The following is a 25,318-nucleotide window of genomic DNA, read 5'->3' on the forward strand; positions in this document are numbered from 1 at the left end:
TTTTTTCTAGTTTTTTTGAATTTCCTTGACTGCTGTATCGTAAGCAGCGTCATTTTCAAGAATTAATTTACCTAAAGTGGCTTCAATTTTTGTGGCTGTTTCATTGTCGATTTCTCCAGTTATAGGCAAGCCATTTTTCTGTTGAAGATCGCTAACCGCTGCTTTTGTTTCTGCGGTGTAGTTTGCATTGTTTTCATCAACAGGATACGCTAATACAGCTAAAATAGCATTTAAGTTCTGAATATCTTCAGATTGATCTCCTTCTTTTAGCGTTTTATCGCGAGGAATCAATTTTAAATAGGCATACTCGGGGTAATCAGCTTTGATGGTTGGTTCAATTCCTTTTTCGTTGATCCATTCGCCTTTTGGTGTTAACCATTTTAAAACAGTCAATTTTATTTCGGTTTGGTCATTTAAATCCTTCACCGTTTGGACCGTTCCTTTGCCAAATGTTTTCGTTCCAATTAATGGGACATTCGCAGATTCATGCAGTGCTGCAGCAAAAATTTCGGATGCACTGGCACTATTGCCATCAATGATAACTGCAACAGGTTCTTTTACTTTAAAGCCGTCGTCTAATTCTTTGGAAGCAACTTCTTTCATCGTACGTCCTTTTTTGTCTTCAAATTGAACAATTATTTCGCCATTTTTTAAAAACATACTGGCCATTCGCTCTGCTTGATCTAGCAGTCCACCAGGATTTTGGCGTACATCAATTACAAAGGATTTAGCTCCTTTGTCTCGTAAATTCGTGATTGTTTCTTTCAATTCCTGATATGTTTTTTTACCAAAGGACGTAATTTTAATCGAGCCAATTTGTGCATCTTTTTTGTCTAACTCACCTGTCACTGTTTTAACGGGAATTTTCCCACGTTTGATTGAGATATTTTTAGTTTCTCCCTCTCTTTGGATAGTCAATTCAACGGAAGTTCCTTTTTTACCTCGGACTTTTGAGACGACTTCTGCTAGTTTCATCCCTTTTGTAGCTGTACCATCAACTTTTTCAATAATATCGCCTTCTTTGATTCCCGCTTTTTCAGCTGGGGAATCTGCTACAGGGGCCTCTGCTACAACTGGTTCGCCATCTTTCATTGTCATAGTGGCACCAATTCCTTCAAAATCGCCAGATAAGCTTTCGTTTAAATCATTGGCAGCAGATTCATTTAGATAAGTTGAGTATGGATCTCCAATGGCTTCAGACATGCCTTTTAAGGCGCCTTCAACTAATTCATTTTTATCTACTTCACCTACATAATTGGTACTAATTTCATTATATAAATCCTGCACTTTGCTTAAATCAGCATTGGTAATTGCCCCTTCTTGACTCATCTTTTTAACACGATGATCAAAATAAATATAACTACTTCCTCCAGCTAAAAATGCGACACAGAGGAGCGAAATAATATATTGATAAAAAGGAACAGTTCGTTTGTTCTTCATAGATTTCATCTCATTTCTAACAAATTCGTCACTACTTTTGTTTACTATAACATGAATGAAAAAAGAGGAAAAGCTTTGTTTGCTTTTCCTCTGGATTTATTTATTGTTTTCAAGGTACTTTTCCCATAACTCATCAAAGATGTCCATGTTGCTTAAATAGTCAGCATTCATTTCTAAATAAGAAGAAAGTTCATGATAATCCTCGGTTTGTTTTGGAAACTGAATATCTTTGGCCGCTTCATTGGCAAAATCAGTTTCAGAATCTTTAGCCGGACCTTTTAATGTCATTAAGTAATGGTAAAAGCTTCGTCTCATGTAAATTAGTCACTCCATTTTTCTTCAATAAATTCACTTCTACGTTGATGGGACAATCCATAACGCAAAGCGTCTTTTTTATAAAAGTCTTGATGGTATTCTTCAGCAGGATAAAATGGTGCTGCTGGCTCGATGGTGGTAACAATTGGTTCTGTAAAACGGCCACTATTAGCTAGACGTTCTTTACTTTTCTCAGCAATTTCTTTTTGTTCTTGGGAACGATAAAAAATAACTGGCCGATAATTATCGCCGCGGTCTTGAAACTGACCGAAAGCATCAGTAGGATCTGTTTGTTGCCAATAAATATCCACTAATTGTTCGTAAGAAATAATCGCTGGATCAAAAGTGATTTCTACTGCTTCCGTATGGCCTGTTGTGTGTGTTAGAACCTGTTCATATGTTGGATTAGGCACGTGCCCACCTGTATAACCCGAAACAACTGAGATAATTCCTGGTTGTGTATCAAAAGGCTGCACCATACACCAGAAACAGCCGCCTGCAAAAATTGCTTTTTCTTCCATCTCTAACACTCCTTTTTTATTTCTCTTTTGGCAAGTATATATTCATCCGAATGTCATCGTCAACTAAATTAATCTTTTCTGCTCGAACAAATAGACCATTTTGCATTCTAAACTGATCTAAACGTAATAAAACAGTTTGATCATCTGGATTGATTTCAACCCATTTAGGTAGTTTGTAAGAACGTTTAGCAAATTTCAATACTTCTTTAATTGGCAAGCCTAACGTTCCTATAGATAAACTTTTTGCTTTTAATTGTACATTACCATTCGCCATCACGTAAGGATCAAAATATAAGTAAAAAGGAATGTCATGCCCTAACACCTGAAATGTTCCATTTAATAAAGCATCATTTTCTAAATAAAATTTATATTTGATCTCCGAACCTTTTTGAAAGTCGGCTAAATAAAAGTCAATCAGTTTGTTCACTTGTTGTTTTTTTGACTGAATGGTGACGACTGGCTCGCCTTCTTTTTCAACAATTGCTGGTATTTTCTTTAAATCTGGTTCGCGAACTTGTGTTGCTCGAAATGTCACGAAAGCTACACTACCAATGACTAAACCCACTAGAACAAGAAAAGCGATTTTCCAGGGATTTCGTTTAAGATTGGTTGGTTGTGTCTTTTTAATTGATTTACTTGTTTTTGGCTTTTCTTCATTCATTTTATTCACTACCTTCTGATTTGGTTATCCATTCTTTCTCTGTCTTGACCATTTCATCCCGGACAGCTCCGGCCATAATTTGGTAGCCAAGATTATTCGGATGGAAGCGATCTTCTTCATATAACAAATTGTTTAAATCCTCTTTGCTAGCACTACTTCCTGTAGTTTCTGAGTCGCCACCGGTTACGCCAACTTCATCGCCACGACCTTTATAGAGTAAATCATTGATAGGAATGAAATAGGCTCGTTTTTGCTCTTGAACCATTTCTTCGGTTGCTTGATTCCAGTTATCAACGATTTCTTGCATTTCTGTAATTTCGGAAAAGTTTAAGTAGAAGGGATTGTAAATTCCTAAGACATAAATAGGGGCCTTCTCGTTGTACTCTCGGATTTCTTCAAGTAGTCGTCTTACTCGGCGTTGATAGGCTTTTTGTGGACGATTGAACGAGCTGACTTTCAAGTCGAAAATATTACTACTAATTACTTTCATTAAGTCATTTCCACCAACCGTTAGCGTAATCACGTCCGCAGAGGCAAGGCCCTTTTGAATTTCAGGTTTCTCTTTGATTCGTTTTAAAATTTGATCACTACGATCCCCATTTTTCCCAAAATTGTCTGTTTGAACACCGTTCAAGTTGTAGTGTTCTTTTAAATCATCTGCCACAATAGGAACAAAACCTCCACTATTCGTCAAATCGCCAATTCCTTCAGTTAAAGAATCACCGATAGCTGTATAATGAATGACTTCTTTTTGATTTTTTTGAGCAGTTGTGGCCACTTTCTCTTGCTTTAATAGTGGCTTTGCTTTGGGGATGGCCACACTTAACAATGTAAAAACACCTAGCGCAATGAGGATAGGTGTTAAGACGGTCAGCAAAATATGCTGTGTTTGTTTTTTCATCTTCGTCACTTCCTTTTAAATAAACCAACAAGAAATTTTCCTTTTCTTGTTAGAAAGAGGTTGCGTCTACTCGTTTAAGAGTGAGACCCAACCTCGTTATTTCTTAGTCTGTATAGTACATAATAGCAAAGGCATTTTTTCCTGTATGTGTTGCAATGACTGGATTCGTATGTAATACGGGAATATCCATGTCTTTAAAGATTGCTTGTAATCCTTCTTTGAATCCATTTGCTAGTTCTAGCCCATCCGCATGAGAAATGCCAATTTGTCGAACATTTGGAATCTTACTTAATTCTGATTTCAATTCGTCAAACCATTTATTAAACGTTTTAACGCCTCGGCCTTTCGCTACAGGAATCAATTCCGTATTTTCAAAGTCCATGACAACTTTCATATTAAAAATGTTTGATAATAATCCTGTTGTACGGCTGATTCGTCCACCTTTAACCAAATTATCCAATGTTGAAATGCCAATGTATAATTTGGTATTTTGTTTGACGCGTTCAATTTCAGCTAAAATTTCTGGAACACCCGCTCCCGCTTGTGCCAATTTTGCTGCTTGAATGACTTGGAAAGACAAACCTTGGTCTGTAAAATCGCTATCAATCACCGTTACTTTACTTGATGATAAGTTGCTAGCTTGACGGGCCGCTTCAACCGTTCCACTTAAGCCTTTTGTCATGTGAATCGAAATTACTTCACTGCCATCTTCACCTAAGCGATCATATAATTCTACAAATTCACCAATTGGTGGTTGACTGGTTTTGGGTAAGGCCTTCGCATTAGCCATCATGTCCATAAATTTTTCGCCTGGCAAATGATCATCATCTGGATAAACAACGCCATCAACCATAATTGATAAAGGCATCATATGGATATTTAATTCATCTCTAAGACTTTTTTCCATCGTACATGAAGAATCCGTTACGATTTTAACGTTTGTCATAAATTTATCACTCTTTCTTTAAAAGGAACCTGTTTTCATGGTAGAATACCATTAAACGGTTAATTATCTAGTTATAGTATAACAGACACTGCCGAATTTTTCATCAAATTAAAATAAAGGAAGTGAATTTATTGGAAAAAACGCATTTCTCAAAAAAATACCTAATCGTGAACGAAGTCTTAAATGCAGTTACACATGGCATAGGCGCAGGTTTAAGTATTGCTGGTTTAGTCATTTTACTTGTTAAAGGGGCTCGTTTAGGCTCACCAATTCACGTGGTATCTTATGCTATTTATGGCTCCATGTTGATTCTACTTTTTTTATCTTCAACGTTATTTCATAGTTTAATTTTTACAAGAGCCAAAAAGGTCTTTCAGGTCTTCGATCATAGTTCTATTTTCTTATTGATTGCTGGCAGCTATACGCCCTTTTGCTTAATTAGTATTGGCGGTTGGTTAGGTTGGACCTTGTTCAGTTTAGTCTGGTTAATCGCCATTGTCGGTATTGTCTATAAATCCCTCACGTTGCATAAACAAGAAACAGTGAAAAACATTTCAACGATTATTTATATTGTTTTAGGTTGGCTCTGTATCATCGCTGCTCGTCCGTTATATGAATCTCTTGGATTTACAGGAACAGCGTTATTGGTCGCAGGGGGTGTGTCTTACACATTAGGTGCCGCCTTCTATTCATTGAAAAATGTGCGGTTTATGCATGTGGTTTGGCACTTGTTCGTCATGCTTGCAGCGATTCTCATGTATTTTTCTGTTCTCTTTTATACGTAATCACAGCACAATAAGAACACGATGCTCAAAGCATCGTGTTCTTTTATTGCCCTAAATCTCTTTATTATAAAGGATTATTCTTCTTTTCGAATTATTTTAACATAAATTAGTAGAAAAGACTTTACAAAACGAACATACATTCGTATAATAACAATACGAACACTCGTTCGAATCAAATGAAGAGGTGATACACATGGAAGCAATTCGTCGTGTTGGATTTTTATTTTTTGTATTGGTTATAGGTATTTTTTTGGGAACATTAGGATTACGTCTTGCTTTTATGATCGTGACGCCGTTATTTATTCTTTGGTTTATGTCATGGGATGAGAAGCGTTATACACGTACACGTAAACAACAGCAAGCAAGATACGTTTATCGTAAGTTCCCTTAATAAATAATAAAACGGTGTGTTCCCCCCAAGCTATGCTCCGTTTTTATAAATATGTCAAAGAAAGAGCGAAGGATTAAATTCCTTCGCTCTTTCTAATTAAATTAGATTAGTATTCCATTAAGGTAACAATATCGTAGCCATCAATTTTATCGCGGCCATGTAAATCCATTAATTCAATTAGGAACGCACAACCAACCACAATACCACCTAATTGTTCGACTAATTCGATGGTTGCTTTAATTGTACCACCAGTTGCTAGCAAGTCATCACAAATCAAAACACGTTGACCTGGTGTGATGGCATCTTTGTGCAACGTTAATGTATCTGAACCATATTCTAAGTCATAAGTCACTTCGATGGTTTCACGAGGAAGTTTTCCTTTTTTGCGAACCGGAGCAAAGCCAACCCCTAATTCATAAGCCACTGGACAGCCGACAATAAAGCCACGAGCTTCCGGTCCTACAACCATATCAATTCTTTTTTCTTTCGCGTAATCCACGATTTGTTTCGTTGCTTCACGATAGGCATCCCCATTAGCCATTAATGGAGAAATGTCACGGAACACGATCCCTTTCTCAGGATAATCTGGAATGCTTGCAATGTAATCTCTTAAATCCATTTTTATTTGTCCTCCTCATTCCACAGCCATTGTTGTATTGTTTGACAATCACTGTAAAGTAGAAATTCTTCTGTTTTTATTTTTTTCAATCGTTGTTGGTACACTTGACTTTCAGTCAATGGTCGATTGTCGGGTTTCTCAATACTGTTTAAAACACCGCTTTCTATTGTAACAAATCCTAAGTCAAAAAACACCTGTATCATGAAAATTAATAATTTTTCTTGGATATTTAAGTAATTTGCCACCTTCGATAGCTGAGAACGTAGATTTACTTCTTTTTGCTGCAAAATAAATTTATACAATGTTGCAAATTGTTCACGTGAAGCCATACCGTTTAAATAAGCTTCTTCTGGTGAAATAAACATCATGTATATACGTTGTATCTCAGTTGCTTCAACAATTTCTTTAACCGTGATTGATTCCACAGGACAGTCGACAAAAACCAGTTGTTCGATTTGATTTTGAGAAACAGCTTCCACCAATTCTTCTTGGTTTGACCAAACAATAATATTAGCGGTTGGATCTGAAATGAATTTTTGATTTTTTTCATCAAACAAAAGATAAGCTGTTGCTTCTGAAGGAATTGGTTTCGTTTGATTATTTTTGCCACGAAAATCAAATAATTGTCTTCCAGATACAGCAAAATCAGTCACCATTAATTGTGGTTTCTTACGACCATTCCATTCATTGATGGAAAGTTGGCCTGCCACATCGGCGGTTCCTTGTGCTAGTTCATCCGCTTGAGGCCCCATTTGAAAAGCAATTGCATCCAATTGTGCCCCTTCTTGATTCATTTGAAATTTCAGATGTGTATTATCTGCACCAATTTGCCGAATTTGCGTAGGCGTGATTTCCTTAAATACAAAAGTTGGCACAGTATTATCGGTCCCAAAAGGCGCCAAAATACGCAATTGATCAATAAAAGCAGTCGTTGCCTGCGAAACCGCTAAGCTCTCACTAATAAGTAACTCTTGTCCATTAGCCATATCAATTTGATTTTTTTCAATAAAGTGTGCCAAATGTTCTTGAACAAAAGGAATATTTTCAACAGGTAAAGTCATTCCCGCTGCCATATGATGCCCACCAAAATGAGTGAATTGCTCACGCACTTCGTTCAACGCCTCATAGAGATTCAATGCGCTAATGCTACGTCCAGAGCCTTTAGCGGTCGTACCAGATTCATCTATTGCTAAAATAATGGTTGGTTTCCCCGTTTCTTGCATAATGCGGCCCGCGACAATCCCTAAGACGCCTTCATGCCAGCCTTGTTTCGCTAAAATATGGACCGGCGCATTCGGGTCGATTAAATCCAGCGCTTCTTTGGCAATCGTCGTTACAATGTCTTTTCGTTCATTGTTTTGTTGATCGATATATTTAGCGATTTCCAGCGCTTGTTCTTCATCAAATGTAGTCATCAATTCAACACCTGGTGCGGCTTCCCCTAATCGACCTAATGCGTTTAAACGAGGTCCAATGGTAAAGCCAATTGATTCTTCTGAAACAGCTTCCTTTTTCACACCCGCTTCTTGTAATAAAACGTCTAAACCAATTCGATCACCAGTTTGAATCATTTGAAGGCCCATTTTGACAAACGTTCTATTTTCATCGGTTAATGAAACCAAGTCAGCAATTGTCCCAATTGCTACCAAATCTAATAACTCAATTGGCAATTCACCAAGTAACGCAGTAGCGACTTTGAAAGCCACACCAACACCAGCTAAATCTCCAAAAGGATAGTCACCTTGCGGATGTCTAGGGTGGACAATCGCAAAGGCTTCTGGTAATTGTTCAGGCAATTCATGATGGTCAGTAACGATTACATCTACCCCTTGAGCCATAGCGTAGCTAATTGCTTCATGTCCGGCTACACCATTATCAACGGTTACAATTAATTGGACTCCTTGTTCAATTTGTTCAGCAAATACGTCTTTATTAGGTCCATATCCATGAACAAAACGATTCGGTAGAAAGTACTGAACCATGCCACCGACTAATTCGATTGCTTCTTTCATAACCGTGGTACTAGTGATGCCATCTGCATCATAATCCCCATAGACAAGGATTTGTTCACCCGCTTCGACGGCTTGCTGGATACGGGCTACCGCTTTCTCCATATCATGCATTAAGAACGGATCATAAATATCTTCGATAGTCGGATGTAGAAACTTACGTAATGCTTCTTCTGTCCGGATATTGCGGTGCCATAAAAGTTGGCCAATTAATGGATTAATTTCTTCTTTTTTTAATTGTTCTATAAATTCTACAGGTAATTCTGTCTTTGTCTGTAACTGCCATTGATAGTTTGATTTTTTCACGACGTCACTCCTAACCAAGTAATTATAGCAAAATTTTTCCAAAAACTAAAGAAAGCATTTTTTTAAATCTGAGAAAAAAACTGTGATATCTGTTAGATAAATAGCAGATATCACAGTTTTATTTTAAAAGAAACTTAGCGATAAAGTCTCTTCCTTATTTTTGTTCCTCTTCATTCACACGAGGTTTCACATAACGATCAATACGACTACCTGACACAGGCGTTGCGTCTACTTCTGTGTTTGATGTTTGTTCGTTGACCACTGGTTCTGAGACTTGTGGTGCTGCCGCTTGTTTGGCTTGCAAATCAGCCAATTGATTATCAAAAGAACGTTGAACTTTTTCCGTTTCTTCTTTGACTAATTTATCCATATCATTTTTATAAATATCCAACTCTTTTTGTACAGCTTTTAATTCTTTACGTTGGTTCCAAATAGTGGTTGTGGAGGTTAGTAACCCAACTAGTGCGCCAATAATTGCAGAACCTAAAATAATTAAGATTAACGGTCCACTAATTTTAGTAAAACCAAAGTTTACTGGAACAGCTTGATTATTTAAAACAGCAAAAATAACAACAATTAAGACCAACACAAGGCCCAAAATAACACGCCATTGATTTTTCATGACTTGATCGACTCCTTTATTTTTTATTTAAAATATTTCCCGCTATGAAATCTCCTAAATTTGGAAACAATGTATAAAAGCGGGCAGCCGCTTCCATGACAAACGGACGATTAATCTCACGTCGAGAAGTCCCCATACTCCCAACCACTTCTTTCGCTAATTTCGTAGGGTCTAAAACAATTTTATCCACCGCAGCTAGATAAGTGCCTGTCGGGTCCGCCTTATCAAAGAATTCTGTTTGGATTGGTCCTGGATTAACAGTCGTTACTGCTACACCCAACGGTTTCAATTCTAAACGTAAAGCATTTGAAAAACCTAACACAGCAAATTTCGTTGCAGAATAAACGGTTGATTTAGCTGTAGCCATCTTCCCAGCCATTGAAGCAACGTTGATAATATGTCCTTGCCCAGCTTCAATCATTTTAATAGCTACTTTTTGAGTAAACGTCATCATTCCTAGAACGTTGACATCAAACATTTGGCGTGCAACAGCCAAGTCAATTTCAACAAAATTTTCAAACAAGCCAAAACCAGCATTGTTGACTAAAACATCTATAGGACCAACTTCTGCTGAAATAGCTTCAACCACACGTTCAACACTTTCTGGATCGGCAATATCTAATTGATAAGAAAATGCTTCTCGTCCGCTTAAAGTGGCACACTGCTCGCGAACTTTACCAATCAAATTAATTCTGCGGGCGCAGACAACGACGACTGCCCCTTGTTTAGCTGCTTCATAACAAATTTGTTCACCTAAACCAGCTGAACCTCCAGTTACGACAACGACTTTATTTGTTAAATCCATCTAAGCTCCTCCTTCATTGGCAAATGGAATCTCAATGATATCCATATCTTTTACGATTTTTGTATTGGGGAAAATTTCTTGGGCTTCTTCTTGAAGCTGATAGGCCTCTTTGGTTAAATAACGGGCACTAATATGCGTTAAGATAAGTTGTTTTACTTGCGCTTCTTTTGCAACTTCAGCTGCTTGTTGACTGGTTGAGTGGAAGTAGGCTTTTGCCATTTTTGCTTCGTGTTTATTAAACGTACTTTCATGGACTAAAACATCCGCTCGTCGTGCTAAGGTTACGCTATTTTTAGTTTTGCGAGTGTCTCCTAAAATCGTCACGATTCGTCCAGGTTTACGCTCTCCCACAAACGCTTGTCCATTAATTTCCTGTCCATCAAAAACAATCGTTTCACCACGTTTGAGTTTGCCATACAACGGCCCAGAAGGAATCCCTAAAGCTTGAAGTTTCTCTACTTGTAATTCTCCTTCATGCGCTGCTTCCTCAATTCGATAGCCAAAGCTCGTGATGCCATGGTCCAAGATATTACAGCGAACAGTGAATTGTTTATCTTTAAAAATAACGTCATTTTCTTTCGTTAATTCAATAAATTTCAGTGGATAGGACAACCGCGATTGCGAGACCCGTAAAGAAGTTTTAACAAAATCAGCAATCCCAACTGGTCCATAGATTTCTAAAGGTTCTGTCCCGCCCTGAAAAGAACGACTACTTAACAAACCAGGTAAACCAAAAATATGATCCCCATGTAAATGTGTAATAAAAATCTTTTCAATTTTTCTTGGGCGAATACTACTTTTTAAAATTTGCAATTGAGTCCCTTCCCCACAATCGAAGAGCCAAACTGCATTTCGTTCATCTAATAATTTCAACGCAATCCCTGTGACATTGCGATGTTTTGCTGGCACACCAGCGCCTGTTCCTAAAAATTGTATTTCCATCTGCTACCATACTTTCTTTTAAACTTCCTTTTTATTTTAGAAGAAGTTTGCTCCTTTAGCAAATAATAATTTATCTATTTTCTCAAAGTTTTCTTCTTAGTTTACCGCATTTTACGATAAAATAACAAAAAATTAGCAAACTACCATAAAAAACCGTGATTTCTTAGTATTTTAAAAGACTGTTTCCCTTTATTCAGAAAACAGTCTTTGATCCTTATTCTTCTTTCGATGTCGCTTCTTTATGTTGTTCTTTTTTTGCTTGCCACGATTGTTTCGCTTCATTTGCAACTTCGTTCGCATCGTTAATTTCTTGTTGGACTTCCTCTAAATCAAGCCGCGTGATTTCGCCACCTAAGTCAAACATAACCAACTGGTTGAGTGGACGGTTGTCTTCTTCTTCTGCAATTAATAACAATCCCGTTTGTCCTTCATCAATCTTTTGAATCACATGTTCAAAAACCGTTTGTGCTTCTTGAATTTCTTTGGCATCTTTGCTTGCACCATACATACTTCCAGCAAACCAGCCAAAAAGAATGCCCAGAGGACCACCTAATATGCCTACTAGCATCCCAATCATGCTATCTTTTGATGTATGATTGTTGCCTGTAAAATCGATAAAATCATTGATTTTAAATTGATGCTGGCCATCATTAACATGCGTAACAACCGCCATTTGCTCACCTTTAAGCTGTCTTTCTGCCTGCATCTTTTTTATTTCGGAAAATGCTTGGTACGATTTACTTTCAATATCAAAGTTCATAATGATAATTCGTTTTGCCATACAAATCGCTCCTTTATTCTGGATACATCTATTTTAGCAAGAAAGGCCTGTCTCTAGCAATGAAAACTTTTTGGTTATGTATAAAAAAAGAAGATAGCTAGGCTACCTCCTTGTTAATGCTTATTTACCATCAAGAATATTTAAACGGACCTTTTTCGGACCATCGATACGTACACTATAAACAATTGTCCGAATTGCTTTTGCAACACGCCCTTGTTTACCAATGATACGTCCAATATCTTCTTTGGCCACAGTCAAATTATACTCGAGGAAATCAGTTGATTCCTCAATTTCTAATGAGACTGCTTCAGGTTGACTGACTAACGGACGGACAATAGTTAAAATTAACTCTTTCACATCTGCCATACTCAATCACCTTATTTCTTAACGTTTTTAGCTTCATGATGTTTTTTCATAACGCCTTCTTTTGAAAGGATGTTACGAACTGTATCAGAAGGTTGCGCACCTTTAGATAACCAATCTAAAACTAAATCTTCTTTTAAAACTACTTCTGCAGGGTCTTTCAAAGGGTTGTAAGTACCTACAGTTTCGATGAAACGTCCATCACGAGGAGAACGAGAATCAGCTACTACAATACGGTAAAAAGGACTCTTTTTAGAACCCATACGTTTTAAACGAATTTTAACTGCCATTATTAAATACACCTCCATTAACTTAATCACAAGAGTTAGTTTAACAGATTAACAACAACCTGTAAAGAGTTTTTTCTTGACACCTTTACTTTTTTTCAATTTTTTTAGCCAATTTGCAGGAAAACAAACGAAATAATGAAGAATTTTTACAAAATTTGATAATAGTTGTACTGGTTTCTCACTTGAAAGCCTTCTGTTTGATAGAGATGAAGCGCTGCTTGATTTTCTGTTTCAACTTCTAAAAAAATAGTCGCTGAGGCTGACTTTTCTAAAATCATTCGGAGCGCAGACTGTAACACTTGACGGCCAAGACCGCGACCTCGTTGCGTTTTTGTCACAACAAAGCCATAAATCCCCCATTCGTTTTCAAAATGATCCAAACGTAGCGTGGCTAAAAGTTGATTGTTTTCTTTATAAATAAGTGTTCGTTGAAGGTCCTCCGGCAAAGGCGTACCTTCGAGTAACCTAGCCAAGGAATCCAAATCAGCCGCTTGTGGTCGGAGAAGTGTCAGCTTCGCCAACTCCTGTGAGTAAGTTTCTCTTTGAAAAACCAGATACTGTTCTGAAAAAGCTGGCACAATTCCTTGTCTATTAAAATAATTCAGGCCAACAGATTGCTCGTCGTCCATCACGAGAAAGACTTCTTTCATTCCCCACAAAGCTGCTTGCTTTTCGAGTTCTTGAACAAGTTCTTCAAAAAATGGTCCTACATTTGGCGCAACAATCGTCGCTTCCAAGGTTTCCCCATCAAAACAATACCCTACGATATACGCTTGAATGGTTTGTCCCTTCCTGTATAAACCATAATAAGTATAAGCTGATTCCTCAGGAAATGTTTGTTCCAATTTATAAAAAGTTTCTTGTTTAATCATTTCCTTGTTTCTTAATTCAGTCAATGTTTGTTTCTCCAACTGTGTTAACTGTCGGCGCCAATTTATTTTTTTATTCAAGCAGTTGCTCCTTTACTCATCCTTTTACTAGCTATTATACGTGAAGTTACGAAGTTCAACAATGTACAAGGATAAAACGTTTGCGCTTTTTTTGAAAAAGTACTATCATAAAGTAAGTAAAAGAAAAATGGAGGGATTTACATGACAAAAAAAATTGGTATTTTTGTAGGGAGTTTAAGAAAAGATTCATTTAACAAATTGGTAGCAAAAACAATGGCGGACTTATTTCCAGCTGATTTCGAACCTGTTTTTATTAACATTGGTGATTTAGAATTATACAATCAAGATTTGGATGATGAAGGAACCCCCACCGAAGCTTGGACAACATTCCGTGAAGAAGTTAAACAAGTAGATGGCGTAATGTTTGTAACACCAGAATATAACCGTTCAGTACCAGCTGTTTTAAAAAATGCATTGGATGTCGGTTCACGTCCGTATGGCGAAAGCGTTTGGGATAAAAAACCAGGACTTGTGGTGAGTGTTTCCCCAGGTGCAATTAGCGGATTTGGTGCGAACCATCATTTAAGACAATCATTAGTCTTCTTAAATGTTCCAACTTTACAACAACCTGAAGCCTATATTGGCGGTATTACGAACTTAATTGGTGAAGATGGTAAAATTATTGATGGCACTGTTGGTTTCTTACAATCAATTGTAGATGCTTACGTGGATTTCTTTAATCGCTTAACTGCCTAATTGAATCAATCGAGAAAAAGTGAGGCAACTTTTTACAGGTTGTCTCACTTTTTTTATTTTTTTGCTTGACCCTCTCGTTACGTAAAGGTTTATGATAGATTTTGTCAGGAGGAATGAATGATGGAATATACAATTAAAAAAATGGCTTCACTATCTGGCGTCAGTGCACGGACGTTACGATATTATGATGAAATTGGTCTTCTTCAACCAGCCAGAATTAATTCTTCTGGTTATCGAATTTACGGGCAAGCCGAGGTGAATCGTTTGCAACAAATTCTTTTTTACCGTGAATTGGATCTGAAACTAGATGAAATTAAAGAAATTTTGGAGCAACCTGACTTTAATGTTGAACAGGCTTTATACGAGCATCAACAAAAGCTATTGGAAAAGCGCAATGAAATTGATCGTCTTTTAGCCTCTGTTCAACAAACCTTACACCATTACAAAGGAGAGATAAACATGTCAGATCAGCAAAAATTCGAAGCATTCAAACAACAACGAGTTCAAGAAAACGAAGAAAAATATGGTAAAGAGATTCGGGAAAAATATGGCAACGAAACGATTGAACAAGCCAACAAAAAATATTTAAACTTGACGGAAAAAGACATGCAAGCAATGCAGAACGTGGAAAAAGATTTATTTTCTAAGTTAGCCATGTATCAAAAATCACCCAAGTTGACTAGTCAACTTGCGCAAGAAATTTTCCAATTACACAAAGATTGGTTAATGTACTCTTGGTCAAGCTATTCGCCAGAAGCACACAAAGGGTTAGGCCTTATGTATGTTGGCGATGAACGATTTACGTCATATTATGAACAACACGGCGCTGGTTTTGCCGAAGCGTTAAACGCAATTATCCAAAACTACGCTTAAACAGAAAGTGCGCCATTAGTCTCTTCGACTGATGGCGCACTTTCTGTTTCTTCCAATAATTAACTAAAGCCTGTTTATCTTTTTTTCTTTTTCTTCTTTTTGTTTTTCTTCATCATACGATTCATGGCCATTTTACCTAGCTTGCCTTTAACGCCGCCACCTAGCATTTGATCCATACCAGGAATGTTCATATCCCCTTTGGACATTTGTTGCATCATTTTTTTGGATTCTTTAAATTGTTTAATCATACGATTGACTTCAACCACACTATTTCCTGAACCAGCTGCAATTCTGCGGCGGCGACTAGGATTTAATAGATCAGGATTTTCACGTTCTGCAGGGGTCATTGATAAGACCATCGCCCGTTTCCGTGCCACATCTTTTGGATCGACTTTGACATTTTCAATACCAGGCATGTTACTCATCCCAGGGATCATTTTTAATAAGTCTTCAATCGGTCCCATGCCCATAACTTGATCCAATTGCTCAATGAAATCGTTAAAGTCAAAACTGTTTTCTTTCATTTTTTGAGCAAGTTCTTCTGCTTTTTTCTCATCGTAATCTTGTTGCGCTTTTTCAATTAGCGTCAACATGTCCCCCATACCTAGGATACGACTCGACATACGATCGGGATGGAAAATTTCTAAATCGGTTAATTTTTCACCAGAACCGACAAATTTAATCGGAGCCCCCGTTACTGCCCGAATTGACAGCGCAGCCCCCCCACGAGTATCGCCGTCCATTTTGGTAATAACAACCCCAGTAATTCCAAGCTGTTCATTAAAACTATCTGCAACGTTGACAGCATCTTGCCCCGTCATCGCATCAACAACTAACAGAATTTCATTGGGATTAGCCAACTCTTTAATTTGTTTCAATTCGTCCATTAAAGCTTCGTCAATGTGTAAACGGCCGGCCGTATCAATTAAGACATAATCATTTTTCTTTTCTTTTGCTAACGCTAACCCTTGACGAACAATTTCCACTGGATTAGCATCTGTTCCCATATCAAAAACGGGAACTTCTAATTGTTGACCTAAAACCTTCAACTGATCAATCGCTGCTGGACGATAAACGTCACCAGCGATTAAAAGCGGACGAGCGTTTTCAGTTTTCATTAAGTGTTTTGCTAATTTACCAGTAAAAGTTGTTTTACCAGCCCCTTGTAACCCTGTCATCATAATCACTGTCGGGATTTTTGGAGATTTATTCAGTTCAACCGTTTCTGAACCTAAAGTTTTCGTTAATTCTTCATCAACAATTTTCACAATTTGTTGGGCTGGTGATAAGCTTTCTAATACTTCAACTCCTACTGCCCGTTCTCTGACGCGTTTTGTGAAATCTTTGACCACTTGTAAATTAACGTCGGCTTCTAATAAAGCCAAACGGATTTCTCGCATCATTTCTTTTACGTCGGCTTCGGAAACTTTTCCCTTACGACGGATTTTACTCATTGCCTGTTGTAGGCGGTTTGTTAAACTCTCAAAAGCCATAGTTTCATTCCTCTATTTCTTGAATTTGTTCAATATATTTTTTGATTTCACTATCTTTGGGATAAGTTTCTTGAACATACTGCTGTAGTTGTTCAAGATATTCTTTCCGTACAACATAGTTTGAATAAAGATGTAACTTTTTTTCATATTCTTCTAAAATTTTTTCGGTTCGTTTAATGTTATCATAAACCGCTTGGCGACTAACCTCATATTCTTCCGCAATTTCTCCTAAAGAAAAGTCATCAGCATAGTAAAGCTCCATATAATTCATCTGCTTTTCCGTTAATAATGTCGAATAAAATTCAAATAACGCATTCATGCGGTTTGTTTTTTCCATTTCCATGAGCCGTGCTCCCATCTTCAATCCCTTATAGGTTACCGATTTCATAGGGAATAGTCAATCTTTTTTTACTAAGTTTTTACCTTTTAAAAAGAAATGTCCGCAAGTTGCCATGTTTCTTCAGAATAAACGGTCATTCCTTGTTGAATAAAATAAGCAGTTGCGACTCCAACTCCAGCTTTTTTAATGCCAGAAAATTGTCCATCATAAATCAGCTGGCTGCCACAGCTGGGACTTTTTTCTTTCAAGATCAAGGTTGTAATTTGTTGAGTTTTTAATTTTTGATACGCGCGCTGTGCCCCTGCTTTAAACGCCTCAGTGACATCTTCCCCATTATCCGTATATACATAAGCAGTATTCGCCCAAACATCAAAGCCGTCCCCGCCAATGATTTCTGCTGGCGGACGTGGAATGGGCAACTCTCCTAAAACTTCGGGACAAATCATTATTGCTTTTCCATTAGTTACAAGTTGTTTTAACGCTTCTTGTTCTTGAGATTTTCCATCGTAACGGCAACAAATCCCACCTAAGCAACTACTAATACCAATCATTCGCTTCTCCTCATTTCATTTCTCTATTATACCATGAGTTGACTTTTCTCAAAAGTAGCATTCTCGCTTACTTTAAAGTACGTTCTTCCTCTAAAAATATGTTAAACTAACAATAGTGAAATATACACTTATTTTCAGAAATTTCTTGAAGGAGTTATGTAAATGAAAAAAGTTCTTGTCGTCGATGATGAACCATCGATTTTAACTTTGTTAACCTTTAATTTGGAAAAAGAAGGCTATCAGGTGACTACTTCCGAAGATGGTAAAAACGGCTTCGAATTAGCTTTGTCTAATCAATATGATTTTATAATTTTAGATGTAATGCTTCCTGGTATGGATGGCTTAGAAATTACCAAAGCACTTCGTCGAGAAAAAATTGACACGCCTATTTTGATTTTAACTGCCAAAGATGAACAAGTAGATAAAATCATTGGCTTGGAAATTGGGGCAGATGATTATTTAACAAAACCTTTTAGTCCCAGAGAAGTCCTAGCACGCATGAAAGCTATTTTTCGTCGTTTAAAACCTACCACGACCGAACCGCTTCAAGAGGACACACCTAAAGCTCCGCTTGTGATTGGCGAGATTCGTGTGGATGAACAAAATTATGAAGTTTTTGTGCGCAATCAGCCCATTGAACTAACACCGAAAGAATTTGAATTACTCGTTTACTTTATGAAACGCAAAGATCGGGTCATTAATCGGGAAACCTTGTTGGAACGAATTTGGCAATATGACTTCGCTGGACAAAGTCGCATCGTCGATGTCCACATTAGTCATTTACGTGATAAAATCGAGCCCGATCCTAAACGGCCCGTTTACTTAGTAACTGTCCGTGGCTTTGGCTACCGTTTTCAGGAGCCAAAACGATGAAAAAGAGACTGCGGATTGAATATTTTTTAGTTGCGGCAGTCATGCTTTTATTATTTGTCGGGAGTATTGCAGCGACCAATTTTTTCTTTCAAAAAGAAATGGTTGCTCAGCAAGAAACCTATTTAAGAAGAAAAAATACCCTTTTAACAGACCAGTTGCCCCCTTCCGTTTTCGAAAAAGGGCAACTGACAAACCAACAACAACTCCTTGTCACCCATGCGTTAGATGATGCAGAAGAACGGGTAACTTTGTTGCAAAAAAATGGTACCGTCTTTTTTGACAGCAGCCAAAATGAACCGCTAGAGTCGCACAAAAAACGACCTGAAATCGCTGCGGTTCTATCAGGAGCTACCTATGGTTCAGCTTTACGAAAGAGTAAAACGTTAAATAAAGAACTTCTGTACGTTGCCACGCCTGTTTTAAAATCAGGAGAAATCGTTGGTATTATTCGGATTTCGGAACAAACTGCGCTATTTTCTAAAAATATCCAATCTTTTCGTCGCTATATTATCTTTACATTTGGCATCTTGTTCCTACTAATTACCTTGTTTATCTTTTTATTGTTACGGCAAAAAAATCAACCGCTAGTGACCGTCTTACCGATTCTGAAACGAATGCTTAAACATCCAGATGAAAATCGATCCATTATCCAGCAATCTTCTGAATGGAATGAACTTTACGAAACTATTAACTTACTGAGTCAACAAGTAAGTCAAACGTATAAAGCGTATACGTCTGCGGATGAGCAATTTCACGAACTTTTAGATGAGTTGATGATTGGTGTCTTTATCATTGATACGCAAGGACGGCTTCGTCTGTTGAACCCTAAAATGCAGGAAATGTTAGGACTCTCTGCTAAAAATATGCAAAGCAATTATCTTGAAGTGATTCAAGACGCCGATTTGATTCATTTAATCCATCAAGTCGTTGCTGAAAAAAACAGTTTACATCAAGAAATCACTGTGACACAAGGACCCACACCTTTACGCTTAGATCTTTCTCTTCGTTACTTGGATGATCAAAGCGCCAATGATTATCAAGTGTTAGGAATTGCCTATGATTTAACGCGCGTTCGCCAACTAGAAAAAATGCAAAAAGATTTTGTATCAAACGTGTCTCATGAATTAAAAACGCCTGTCACTTCTCTTTTGGGCTTTACCGAGACACTCATAGACGGTGCCAAAGAAGATCCGGAAGTCCTTGATCAATTTTTGCACATCATGCAAAAAGATGCCCAGCGTCTGCAACAATTAATTCAAGAAATTTTAGAACTTTCTCGGGGCAGCGCAACAATTCCTTATGCAGAACAAGAAATTACTTTAGAAAAATTTATTACAGAAATTCTCGGCTCTTATCAGCAACAATTGGTAGCAAAACAGCTGAAAACAGTCGTTCATGGTCTGCCAGAGAGCCAGTTTTTCACCAAATACGAATTGTTTTATCCAATCGTGAAGAATCTAATTGAAAATGCCATTCAGTATTCCCAAGAAAATGGTCAGATTACTATTTCTTATGCTATAGAAAATCAGCAATTACGTTTATCTGTTCAAGATACTGGCATTGGCATTAGTCAAAAAGACCAAGAACGGATCTTTGAACGGTTCTATCGTGTCGATAAAGCACGTAGCCGTCATTCTGGTGGCACCGGTCTAGGTCTAGCTATTGTCCAAAATTACACAGAATTATTAGGCGGTAAAATCGCCATTGATAGTCACTTAGGCTTAGGGACCACTTTTACAATCACCTTGCCTTTAACAAAAAAAGAAGCCTAAAAAAACTCAGCCAATCCTGTTTATTGGCTGAGTTTTTTTGTTTATTTTTCAGTTACTTTTCCATTTACATCACGTTCTACTTGCATGTCTGTGATGGCTAAATAACCTAAGTCTTTGACAATTGTTTTTTGAACATCATCGGTGACCATATAGTCTAAGAAGGCTTTTACTTCTTTATTAGGCTCCCCTTTTGTATACATATGTTCATAAGACCAGATTTTCCATGAATTGTCTTTCACGTGTTCTTCTTTTGGTTCAACACCATCAATGCTTAAGGCAACGGTGGAATCATCCATATAAGAAAAAGCTAAATAGCTGATTGCTCCTGGTGTTTGTTCAACAATTTTACGAACTGTTCCCGAAGAATCTTGTTCTTGTGATTGAACTGGTTTAGCTCCATCTAAGCCCCATTTTTCAAATGTTGCTCGGGTGCCACTTCCGTTTGCGCGGTTTATTACGACGATTTCTTGATCTTTGCCGCCCACTTCTTTCCAGTTTTTGACTTTGCCAGTAAAGACATCAATCAATTGTTGCTTCGTTAAATTCTTCACGCCGACTTCTTTGTTGACCACTGGTCCCATACCAACCACGGCCACCCGATGATCGACTAATTTAGAGGCATCCACGCCATCTTTCTCTTCGGCAAACACATCGGAATTTCCAATGGTCACTGCGCCATCTGCAACTTGCGAAAGTCCTGTTCCGCTGCCGCCACCTTGGACAGAAACTGTATAATTAGGATGTTCTTGTGTAAATTGATCTTTCGCAGCATCTACTAACGGTTGTAAAGCGGTGGAACCAACAGCGACAATTTTAACTGGTTTGTTACTATCCGCTTCGCTGGATTTTTCAGTTGTGCCTCCTTGAGCTCCGCACCCAGTTAATAATAACCCTAGACTCAGCATAGTTGCTGCAATTACACGTTTTTTCATCTTTGCACTTCCTTTTCAATTAGTTACAAGTTTAGTCTACCAAGACTCTGTTAATTCTGTTTCAATTAAATGTAAATAAAAGGTAAAGGTGTGTAAAGAATCTATAAAGGCTAGTGCGTTACGCGTTGTGTCGCCATGTAATGTGCAATTCGTTCCATGGCCGTTGTTAATTTATCCATATCGGACGCATAACTAATTCGGACGTATCCTTCTGCTTCTGGACCAAAAGAAATACCTGGAATCAACGCTACTGCTTCTTTTTGCGCTAAATCAATACAAAATTTCATAGAATCTTGTTCATAACCAGTAGGAATCTTAGCAAAAATATAAAAGGCGCCATTTGGACGCGCAACCTCAAACCCCAATTGAGTCATCTGTTCATAAACAAAATCGCGCCGTTTCCGATACTCTTCTTTCATAATTTCAGCATCATGCATTCCTTCGATTAAGGCACGAACAGCCGCTTTTTGAGACACTGTTGCAGCCGCAGTAACTAAATACTGATGAACTTTAATGATCTCCGCTGTTAAAATCGCTGGTGCAAAAATAAAGCCAATCCGCCAGCCTGTCATGGCATGTGATTTCGACAAACCGTTAATTAAAATCGTTTGGTCACGTAACATTTCAGCAATCGAAACATGACTCTCATCATAAGTTAACTCACTATAAATTTCATCGCTAATCACAAAAATGTCGTATTTTTTTAGAACATCAGCAATTGCTTGCAACTCTTGGCGGTTATAGGTGACACCAGTTGGGTTACTAGGATAATTTAAAATAATTGCTTTGACTTGTTCCCCATGCTCGGCCATTGCCGCTTCAATCATTTCAGGGGTCAAGACAAAATCGTTGTCTCGTGTGTCCAAATATACCGGCTCCGCCCCCGCCAATGTAATAATTGGTTCATACCCTGGGTAAATAGGTGCTGGCAATAGCACTTTGTCACCTTGTTCTAAAATTGCTAATAACGAAGCTGAAATCGCTTCTGTTGCTCCAACTGTTACTAAAATTTCTGTCGCAGGCTTGTAAGTCAAATGGTACTTTTCTTTCATAAAATAAGCGGCTGCTTCACGGACATCTAACAAACCAGACATCCCTGTATAATGAGAAAAATTCGCATCAATTGCTTCTTTGGCTGCTTTTTTGACATGCTCAGGTGTGTTAAAATCCGGCTCTCCTAGCGTTAATTTTAAAATACCTTCAATTCCTGAGACTTGTTCGTCAAATTGACGAATTAAAGAAACAGCAATTTTATTTACTTGACGATTAAAACGATTGGTTAAATCCATTTAGCTTCACTCCTTCAGTTGACGTTATAGTAGCACAAATTGACCGTAAAATGAATGATTTTCTCATTGTTTCGCTAGATTTTTATTATAAATATCTCAAAAAAACGACAGAGAAGAAAATAGGAGAACTTTGCCCTTTTCAACAAAGTTCTCCTATTTATTTATTTTTCGAAACGCCATGTCCGAATTTCAAACGGACGTAATGGTGCATCAACTTCTATCGCCGGTGTCAACGGTTCTTCTAATACATTTGTTAAACAAGTCGCTGGTTGTGTCTCTTTGTGAAGTTCACAAGGAATATTTTGCGCTGTTAGATTAAAGCCACGAACGACTAAATGATTCGTTTGCTCTTGACGTTTAACGGCTGTCCAACCAATTGGTCCTTCTACCGTTGTCAAATAGACATGGTTCGGTGCTAGTTTACCTTCATGACGCGCAGTAGTAGCTGCAGTAAAAGGAATTTGTGCACTATAGGCTTGTTGATACGTAGCAAAGCGTTCTTCTGGTTTTCCATGCAATGACAAACCATATTTAAAGGTATATTCTCCTTGGCATTGTGCTTCTGGTGTCGCAAAATAGCCCCAATCACCTAGTTCGCCAACACAACGAATTAATGTGACCGCAATGGTTCCATCTGCTAAGACTTCATACTCATTTAAGCCTTCATTAAAGATAGTCACGCCTTTGTTTTGGTCATGAACATTCACAAACGCTTGTTGGTGCTGCGGGTTTGTTGGATTTTCCCATGTGTCGCTTACTTGATTTGGTCGTGTCACGACTTCATAAATACTATCCGCTTCATGTGTTTCTGTGACCATGCCAGTTGGGAAAAGCACGCGTAAACGATGATCTTTGATTTGATTATTAATGGTTGTTTCAAAGAACAATTGGTTACTTTCTTTGATCATTGTAACCACTGTCGTTATTTCGAACGGGCGAAGCGTCGTTGAACGTTGTGCATGGCGTTCTCTAAACTCACGAACAGCCTTTTGTTCTTCTTCTAATCGTTCATCTGCTGCAACTGGTAACATGACGGTTTGTTTAATTTGATAACTTGCTTTTACAGGGGAATTTTCTTTATTCGTGATTTCAGCCGTTACATTTTCGGTTGTAATTCCTTGGTCTTCGGTCGGTTTGAAAAAGATATATTCATTCCCAATGTCGCCAGTATCTTCAAATGTTAACAATTTTGAAAATGTTTCTCCTGTTTTTTTGTCAGCAATGGTTAAGCTACCATTGTTTTCAATTTTCACTTGAATAAATTCGTTTTCCATTTCATTTGTTGCTGGTTGAGCCAAAAGACTTCCTTCAAAAGCTTTCGTTTCTCCTTGAATCAATGCAAAGCTATCCCAAGAGAATGGCGCCATTTCTTTGACAGATAATTCGACCGTTAAGTATTTGGCCATGTACGGTTGACGGAAGGCATCTTTAGGTAAATCGTAACCAAAACGAACATCTTCTTTGACAATACGGCTTGCAACGGCTTTTCCAGTTGGATCAATCACTTGATAATCTGGGGTGGCTTTTTGTTTTAATTCATGATAAAGATCTTCAGGTTTTCCTGTATAAAATGGCAATCGTTCAATCTCCACTTCCACAGTGACAACCTCCGTTTTCTGATAGCCACTAGTATTAAATAAAACAAACGGGTGCGCTTTTTCTGGGAAAACACTTGTATCAATTGCTTCTGTTAATTGTCGTGTTGCTTCATCTGCTAAGAAATGCCCGACATCATTGGCATTTTCAAAGCGAGTCATCATGCCTCGGTGAACCTCGTCGACAGAACAGCCACAAATACTATCGTGCGGATGGTTTTGAAGCAATGTTTTCCAAGCATAATCAAATTGGTCATGTGGGTAGTCGCCAGTTACTTCGTAAGCCATTGCTGCTAAAGGTTCTGCGATATTTTCTAATTGGCGTTGGACTTTTGTGTTCCACTGTTTTAAATAGACGCGAGCAGAAGAAGTATTGGCTAATGTGTACCAGCCATCCGTTTCTTGACTCGTTAATTCACCTGTTACTGTTCCTAAATCTTCTGGTAACTCCTCTTGAACAGCTTTCAAATAGTCATCGAAATTGGAATGAATAAATTCATATTCTGGGAATAGTTCATTGGCTAAAGCGATGGCCTTAGTAATATCTCTTTGTACCGGTTGGTGGTCGACCCCATTCATCATCAATAAATGGTTCGTGGAAGCGTAACGTTCCACATCAGCCAATTTTTGTTTCCAAAAAGCGATTGCTGCTTCTTTTTCAGAAGGAATTTCGTTCCCGTTACTATACCAGTTCGCAAAAAGCAAGCCGAAAATTTTCGTTTGGTCAGGACCTTCCCACCACATTTCAGAATATTGTGAGCTATAGTCGCTTTCTAAGACTTGATTATCAAAGCCAATCGGTTTCACCCCGCGTCCAAAGGCAGCCGCAGGCAGATTTGCTAATTGCATCATTTGAGGTGTTTGACCCATATTCCCAAATGTATCCGGGAAGTAACCTAATTGAACTGGTGCTCCCCATTTTTGACTTTCTAAATGCCCAATCAGCATGTTTCGAACATTGGATTCAGAGCTAATTAAAAAGTCATCTTGTAAAATATAAAATGGTCCGATTTTTAGTTTGCCTGCTTGGACAGCTTTTTTTACGGCTTCTTTTTTCTCTGGGCGAACTTGTAAATAGTCGTCTAAGATAATCGTTTGTCCATCTAAATGGAAACTGTTAAACTCTGGATCATTTTCAATTAAATCTAATACATTATCCACTAATTCAATTAAGCGCATATGATGTTCTTCATAAGGCAGATACCATTCACGATCCCAATGACTATGGGAAACAATATAGACTTTTTTCTTTGTCAT

Annotated in this window: 27 protein-coding genes; 6 read left to right on the forward strand and 21 right to left on the reverse strand. The window is 37.9% G+C overall.

Annotated elements, in window-relative coordinates:
* Window positions 1-6 precede the first annotated feature (6 nt).
* The 6 genes from IGL93_RS06710 to IGL93_RS06735 form a co-directional block, all read right to left on the reverse strand.
* Window positions 7-1,449 carry a S41 family peptidase gene (locus tag IGL93_RS06710; protein ID WP_016618352.1) on the reverse strand — a complete coding sequence of 481 codons (1,443 nt, stop codon included), beginning with the start codon at window positions 1,447-1,449 and terminating at the stop codon, window positions 7-9.
* Window positions 1,450-1,536: 87 nt separating this feature from the next.
* Window positions 1,537-1,755: a YozE family protein gene (locus IGL93_RS06715; protein WP_002364020.1), complete on the reverse strand. Its 219-nt coding sequence runs from the start codon at window positions 1,753-1,755 to the stop codon at window positions 1,537-1,539.
* Between the two features lie 5 nt (window positions 1,756-1,760).
* Window positions 1,761-2,276 carry a peptide-methionine (S)-S-oxide reductase MsrA gene (gene msrA / locus IGL93_RS06720; protein ID WP_002357448.1) on the reverse strand — a complete coding sequence of 172 codons (516 nt, stop codon included), beginning with the start codon at window positions 2,274-2,276 and terminating at the stop codon, window positions 1,761-1,763.
* A gap of 16 nt (window positions 2,277-2,292) precedes the next feature.
* A complete protein-coding gene (locus IGL93_RS06725) occupies window positions 2,293-2,946 on the reverse strand; it encodes a YpmS family protein (RefSeq protein ID WP_002357446.1) in 654 nt (217 codons plus the stop codon).
* On the reverse strand, window positions 2,939-3,838 hold the full coding sequence (locus tag IGL93_RS06730) for an SGNH/GDSL hydrolase family protein (protein WP_002365717.1): 900 nt from the start codon (window positions 3,836-3,838) through the stop codon (window positions 2,939-2,941). Before IGL93_RS06730 ends, IGL93_RS06725 begins: the two co-directional genes overlap by 8 nt.
* Window positions 3,839-3,941: 103 nt before the next feature.
* Window positions 3,942-4,784, reverse strand: coding sequence for a DegV family protein (locus tag IGL93_RS06735; RefSeq protein ID WP_002357444.1), 843 nt, complete (start codon window positions 4,782-4,784; stop codon window positions 3,942-3,944).
* A gap of 131 nt (window positions 4,785-4,915) precedes the next feature.
* Between IGL93_RS06735 and trhA the strand changes: the two genes are divergently transcribed.
* Window positions 4,916-5,569, forward strand: a complete 654-nt coding sequence (trhA, locus tag IGL93_RS06740; protein ID WP_002357443.1) for a PAQR family membrane homeostasis protein TrhA — start codon at window positions 4,916-4,918, stop codon at window positions 5,567-5,569.
* A gap of 193 nt (window positions 5,570-5,762) precedes the next feature.
* Window positions 5,763-5,960 (forward strand): hypothetical protein, encoded by a 198-nt coding sequence (locus tag IGL93_RS06745; protein ID WP_002360203.1) that lies wholly within the window; start codon window positions 5,763-5,765, stop codon window positions 5,958-5,960.
* Between the two features lie 106 nt (window positions 5,961-6,066).
* Here the strand turns inward: IGL93_RS06745 and IGL93_RS06750 are convergent, their stop codons facing one another.
* From IGL93_RS06750 to IGL93_RS06790, 9 genes are all read right to left on the reverse strand, one after another.
* Window positions 6,067-6,579 (reverse strand): adenine phosphoribosyltransferase, encoded by a 513-nt coding sequence (locus tag IGL93_RS06750; protein WP_002357441.1) that lies wholly within the window; start codon window positions 6,577-6,579, stop codon window positions 6,067-6,069.
* 2 nt (window positions 6,580-6,581) lie between these two features.
* Window positions 6,582-8,894 carry a single-stranded-DNA-specific exonuclease RecJ gene (recJ, locus tag IGL93_RS06755; protein WP_010707541.1) on the reverse strand — a complete coding sequence of 771 codons (2,313 nt, stop codon included), beginning with the start codon at window positions 8,892-8,894 and terminating at the stop codon, window positions 6,582-6,584.
* A gap of 154 nt (window positions 8,895-9,048) precedes the next feature.
* On the reverse strand, window positions 9,049-9,516 hold the full coding sequence (locus IGL93_RS06760; RefSeq protein WP_010707540.1) for a LapA family protein: 468 nt from the start codon (window positions 9,514-9,516) through the stop codon (window positions 9,049-9,051).
* A 16-nt stretch (window positions 9,517-9,532) separates the two neighbouring features.
* Window positions 9,533-10,321 carry an SDR family NAD(P)-dependent oxidoreductase gene (locus tag IGL93_RS06765; RefSeq protein WP_010707539.1) on the reverse strand — a complete coding sequence of 263 codons (789 nt, stop codon included), beginning with the start codon at window positions 10,319-10,321 and terminating at the stop codon, window positions 9,533-9,535.
* Window positions 10,322-11,263: a ribonuclease Z gene (gene rnz / locus IGL93_RS06770; RefSeq protein ID WP_002360200.1), complete on the reverse strand. Its 942-nt coding sequence runs from the start codon at window positions 11,261-11,263 to the stop codon at window positions 10,322-10,324.
* A gap of 214 nt (window positions 11,264-11,477) precedes the next feature.
* On the reverse strand, window positions 11,478-12,044 hold the full coding sequence (locus IGL93_RS06775) for a hypothetical protein (protein ID WP_002357436.1): 567 nt from the start codon (window positions 12,042-12,044) through the stop codon (window positions 11,478-11,480).
* A gap of 120 nt (window positions 12,045-12,164) precedes the next feature.
* Complete coding sequence (locus IGL93_RS06780; protein WP_002357435.1) at window positions 12,165-12,410, reverse strand: KH domain-containing protein; 246 nt, start codon at window positions 12,408-12,410, stop codon at window positions 12,165-12,167.
* 11 nt (window positions 12,411-12,421) lie between these two features.
* Window positions 12,422-12,697: a 30S ribosomal protein S16 gene (gene rpsP / locus IGL93_RS06785; RefSeq protein WP_002357434.1), complete on the reverse strand. Its 276-nt coding sequence runs from the start codon at window positions 12,695-12,697 to the stop codon at window positions 12,422-12,424.
* Window positions 12,698-12,843: 146 nt separating this feature from the next.
* Window positions 12,844-13,647 (reverse strand): GNAT family N-acetyltransferase, encoded by an 804-nt coding sequence (locus IGL93_RS06790; protein WP_010775871.1) that lies wholly within the window; start codon window positions 13,645-13,647, stop codon window positions 12,844-12,846.
* Between the two features lie 141 nt (window positions 13,648-13,788).
* Here IGL93_RS06790 and IGL93_RS06795 point away from each other — a divergent pair, with 141 nt between their 5' ends.
* On the forward strand, window positions 13,789-14,343 hold the full coding sequence (locus tag IGL93_RS06795; RefSeq protein ID WP_002357432.1) for an NADPH-dependent FMN reductase: 555 nt from the start codon (window positions 13,789-13,791) through the stop codon (window positions 14,341-14,343).
* Window positions 14,344-14,460: 117 nt separating this feature from the next.
* Window positions 14,461-15,216: a MerR family transcriptional regulator gene (locus IGL93_RS06800; protein ID WP_002377293.1), complete on the forward strand. Its 756-nt coding sequence runs from the start codon at window positions 14,461-14,463 to the stop codon at window positions 15,214-15,216.
* 74 nt (window positions 15,217-15,290) lie between these two features.
* Here IGL93_RS06800 and ffh read toward each other — a convergent pair whose 3' ends face one another.
* The 3 genes from ffh to IGL93_RS06815 all read right to left on the reverse strand — a co-directional run bounded on the left by ffh (window position 15,291) and on the right by IGL93_RS06815 (window position 17,600).
* Entirely contained in the window at window positions 15,291-16,709 is a 1,419-nt protein-coding gene (gene ffh / locus IGL93_RS06805) for a signal recognition particle protein (RefSeq protein WP_002360194.1), read from the reverse strand.
* Window positions 16,710-16,713: 4 nt separating this feature from the next.
* Window positions 16,714-17,052, reverse strand: a complete 339-nt coding sequence (locus IGL93_RS06810; protein WP_002357429.1) for a putative DNA-binding protein — start codon at window positions 17,050-17,052, stop codon at window positions 16,714-16,716.
* An 83-nt stretch (window positions 17,053-17,135) separates the two neighbouring features.
* The gene (locus IGL93_RS06815; RefSeq protein ID WP_002357428.1) at window positions 17,136-17,600 is read right to left on the reverse strand and encodes a DUF523 domain-containing protein; all 465 of its coding nucleotides are present in this window, start codon (window positions 17,598-17,600) and stop codon (window positions 17,136-17,138) included.
* 162 nt (window positions 17,601-17,762) lie between these two features.
* On the opposite strand from IGL93_RS06815, the gene IGL93_RS06820 reads away from it, so the two are divergent.
* Together IGL93_RS06820 and pnpS are read left to right on the forward strand one after the other, a co-directional pair.
* Window positions 17,763-18,473, forward strand: a complete 711-nt coding sequence (locus IGL93_RS06820; protein ID WP_002360193.1) for a response regulator transcription factor — start codon at window positions 17,763-17,765, stop codon at window positions 18,471-18,473.
* On the forward strand, window positions 18,470-20,245 hold the full coding sequence (gene pnpS, locus IGL93_RS06825) for a two-component system histidine kinase PnpS (protein WP_010707533.1): 1,776 nt from the start codon (window positions 18,470-18,472) through the stop codon (window positions 20,243-20,245). Before IGL93_RS06820 ends, pnpS begins: the two co-directional genes overlap by 4 nt.
* A 41-nt stretch (window positions 20,246-20,286) precedes the next feature.
* On the opposite strand, the gene IGL93_RS06830 is transcribed toward pnpS, so the two are convergent.
* The 3 genes from IGL93_RS06830 to IGL93_RS06840 form a co-directional block, all read right to left on the reverse strand.
* Window positions 20,287-21,177 (reverse strand): phosphate ABC transporter substrate-binding protein PstS family protein, encoded by an 891-nt coding sequence (locus IGL93_RS06830; protein ID WP_002357425.1) that lies wholly within the window; start codon window positions 21,175-21,177, stop codon window positions 20,287-20,289.
* Between the two features lie 110 nt (window positions 21,178-21,287).
* Entirely contained in the window at window positions 21,288-22,466 is a 1,179-nt protein-coding gene (locus tag IGL93_RS06835) for a pyridoxal phosphate-dependent aminotransferase (RefSeq protein WP_010708710.1), read from the reverse strand.
* A gap of 161 nt (window positions 22,467-22,627) precedes the next feature.
* Window positions 22,628-25,318, reverse strand: a complete 2,691-nt coding sequence (locus IGL93_RS06840; RefSeq protein ID WP_010775872.1) for an alpha-mannosidase — start codon at window positions 25,316-25,318, stop codon at window positions 22,628-22,630.

Origin of the sequence: Enterococcus sp. DIV1328a (assembly GCF_050536905.1) — a bacterium.
Classification (GTDB): Bacteria; Bacillota; Bacilli; order Lactobacillales; family Enterococcaceae; genus Enterococcus; species Enterococcus faecalis.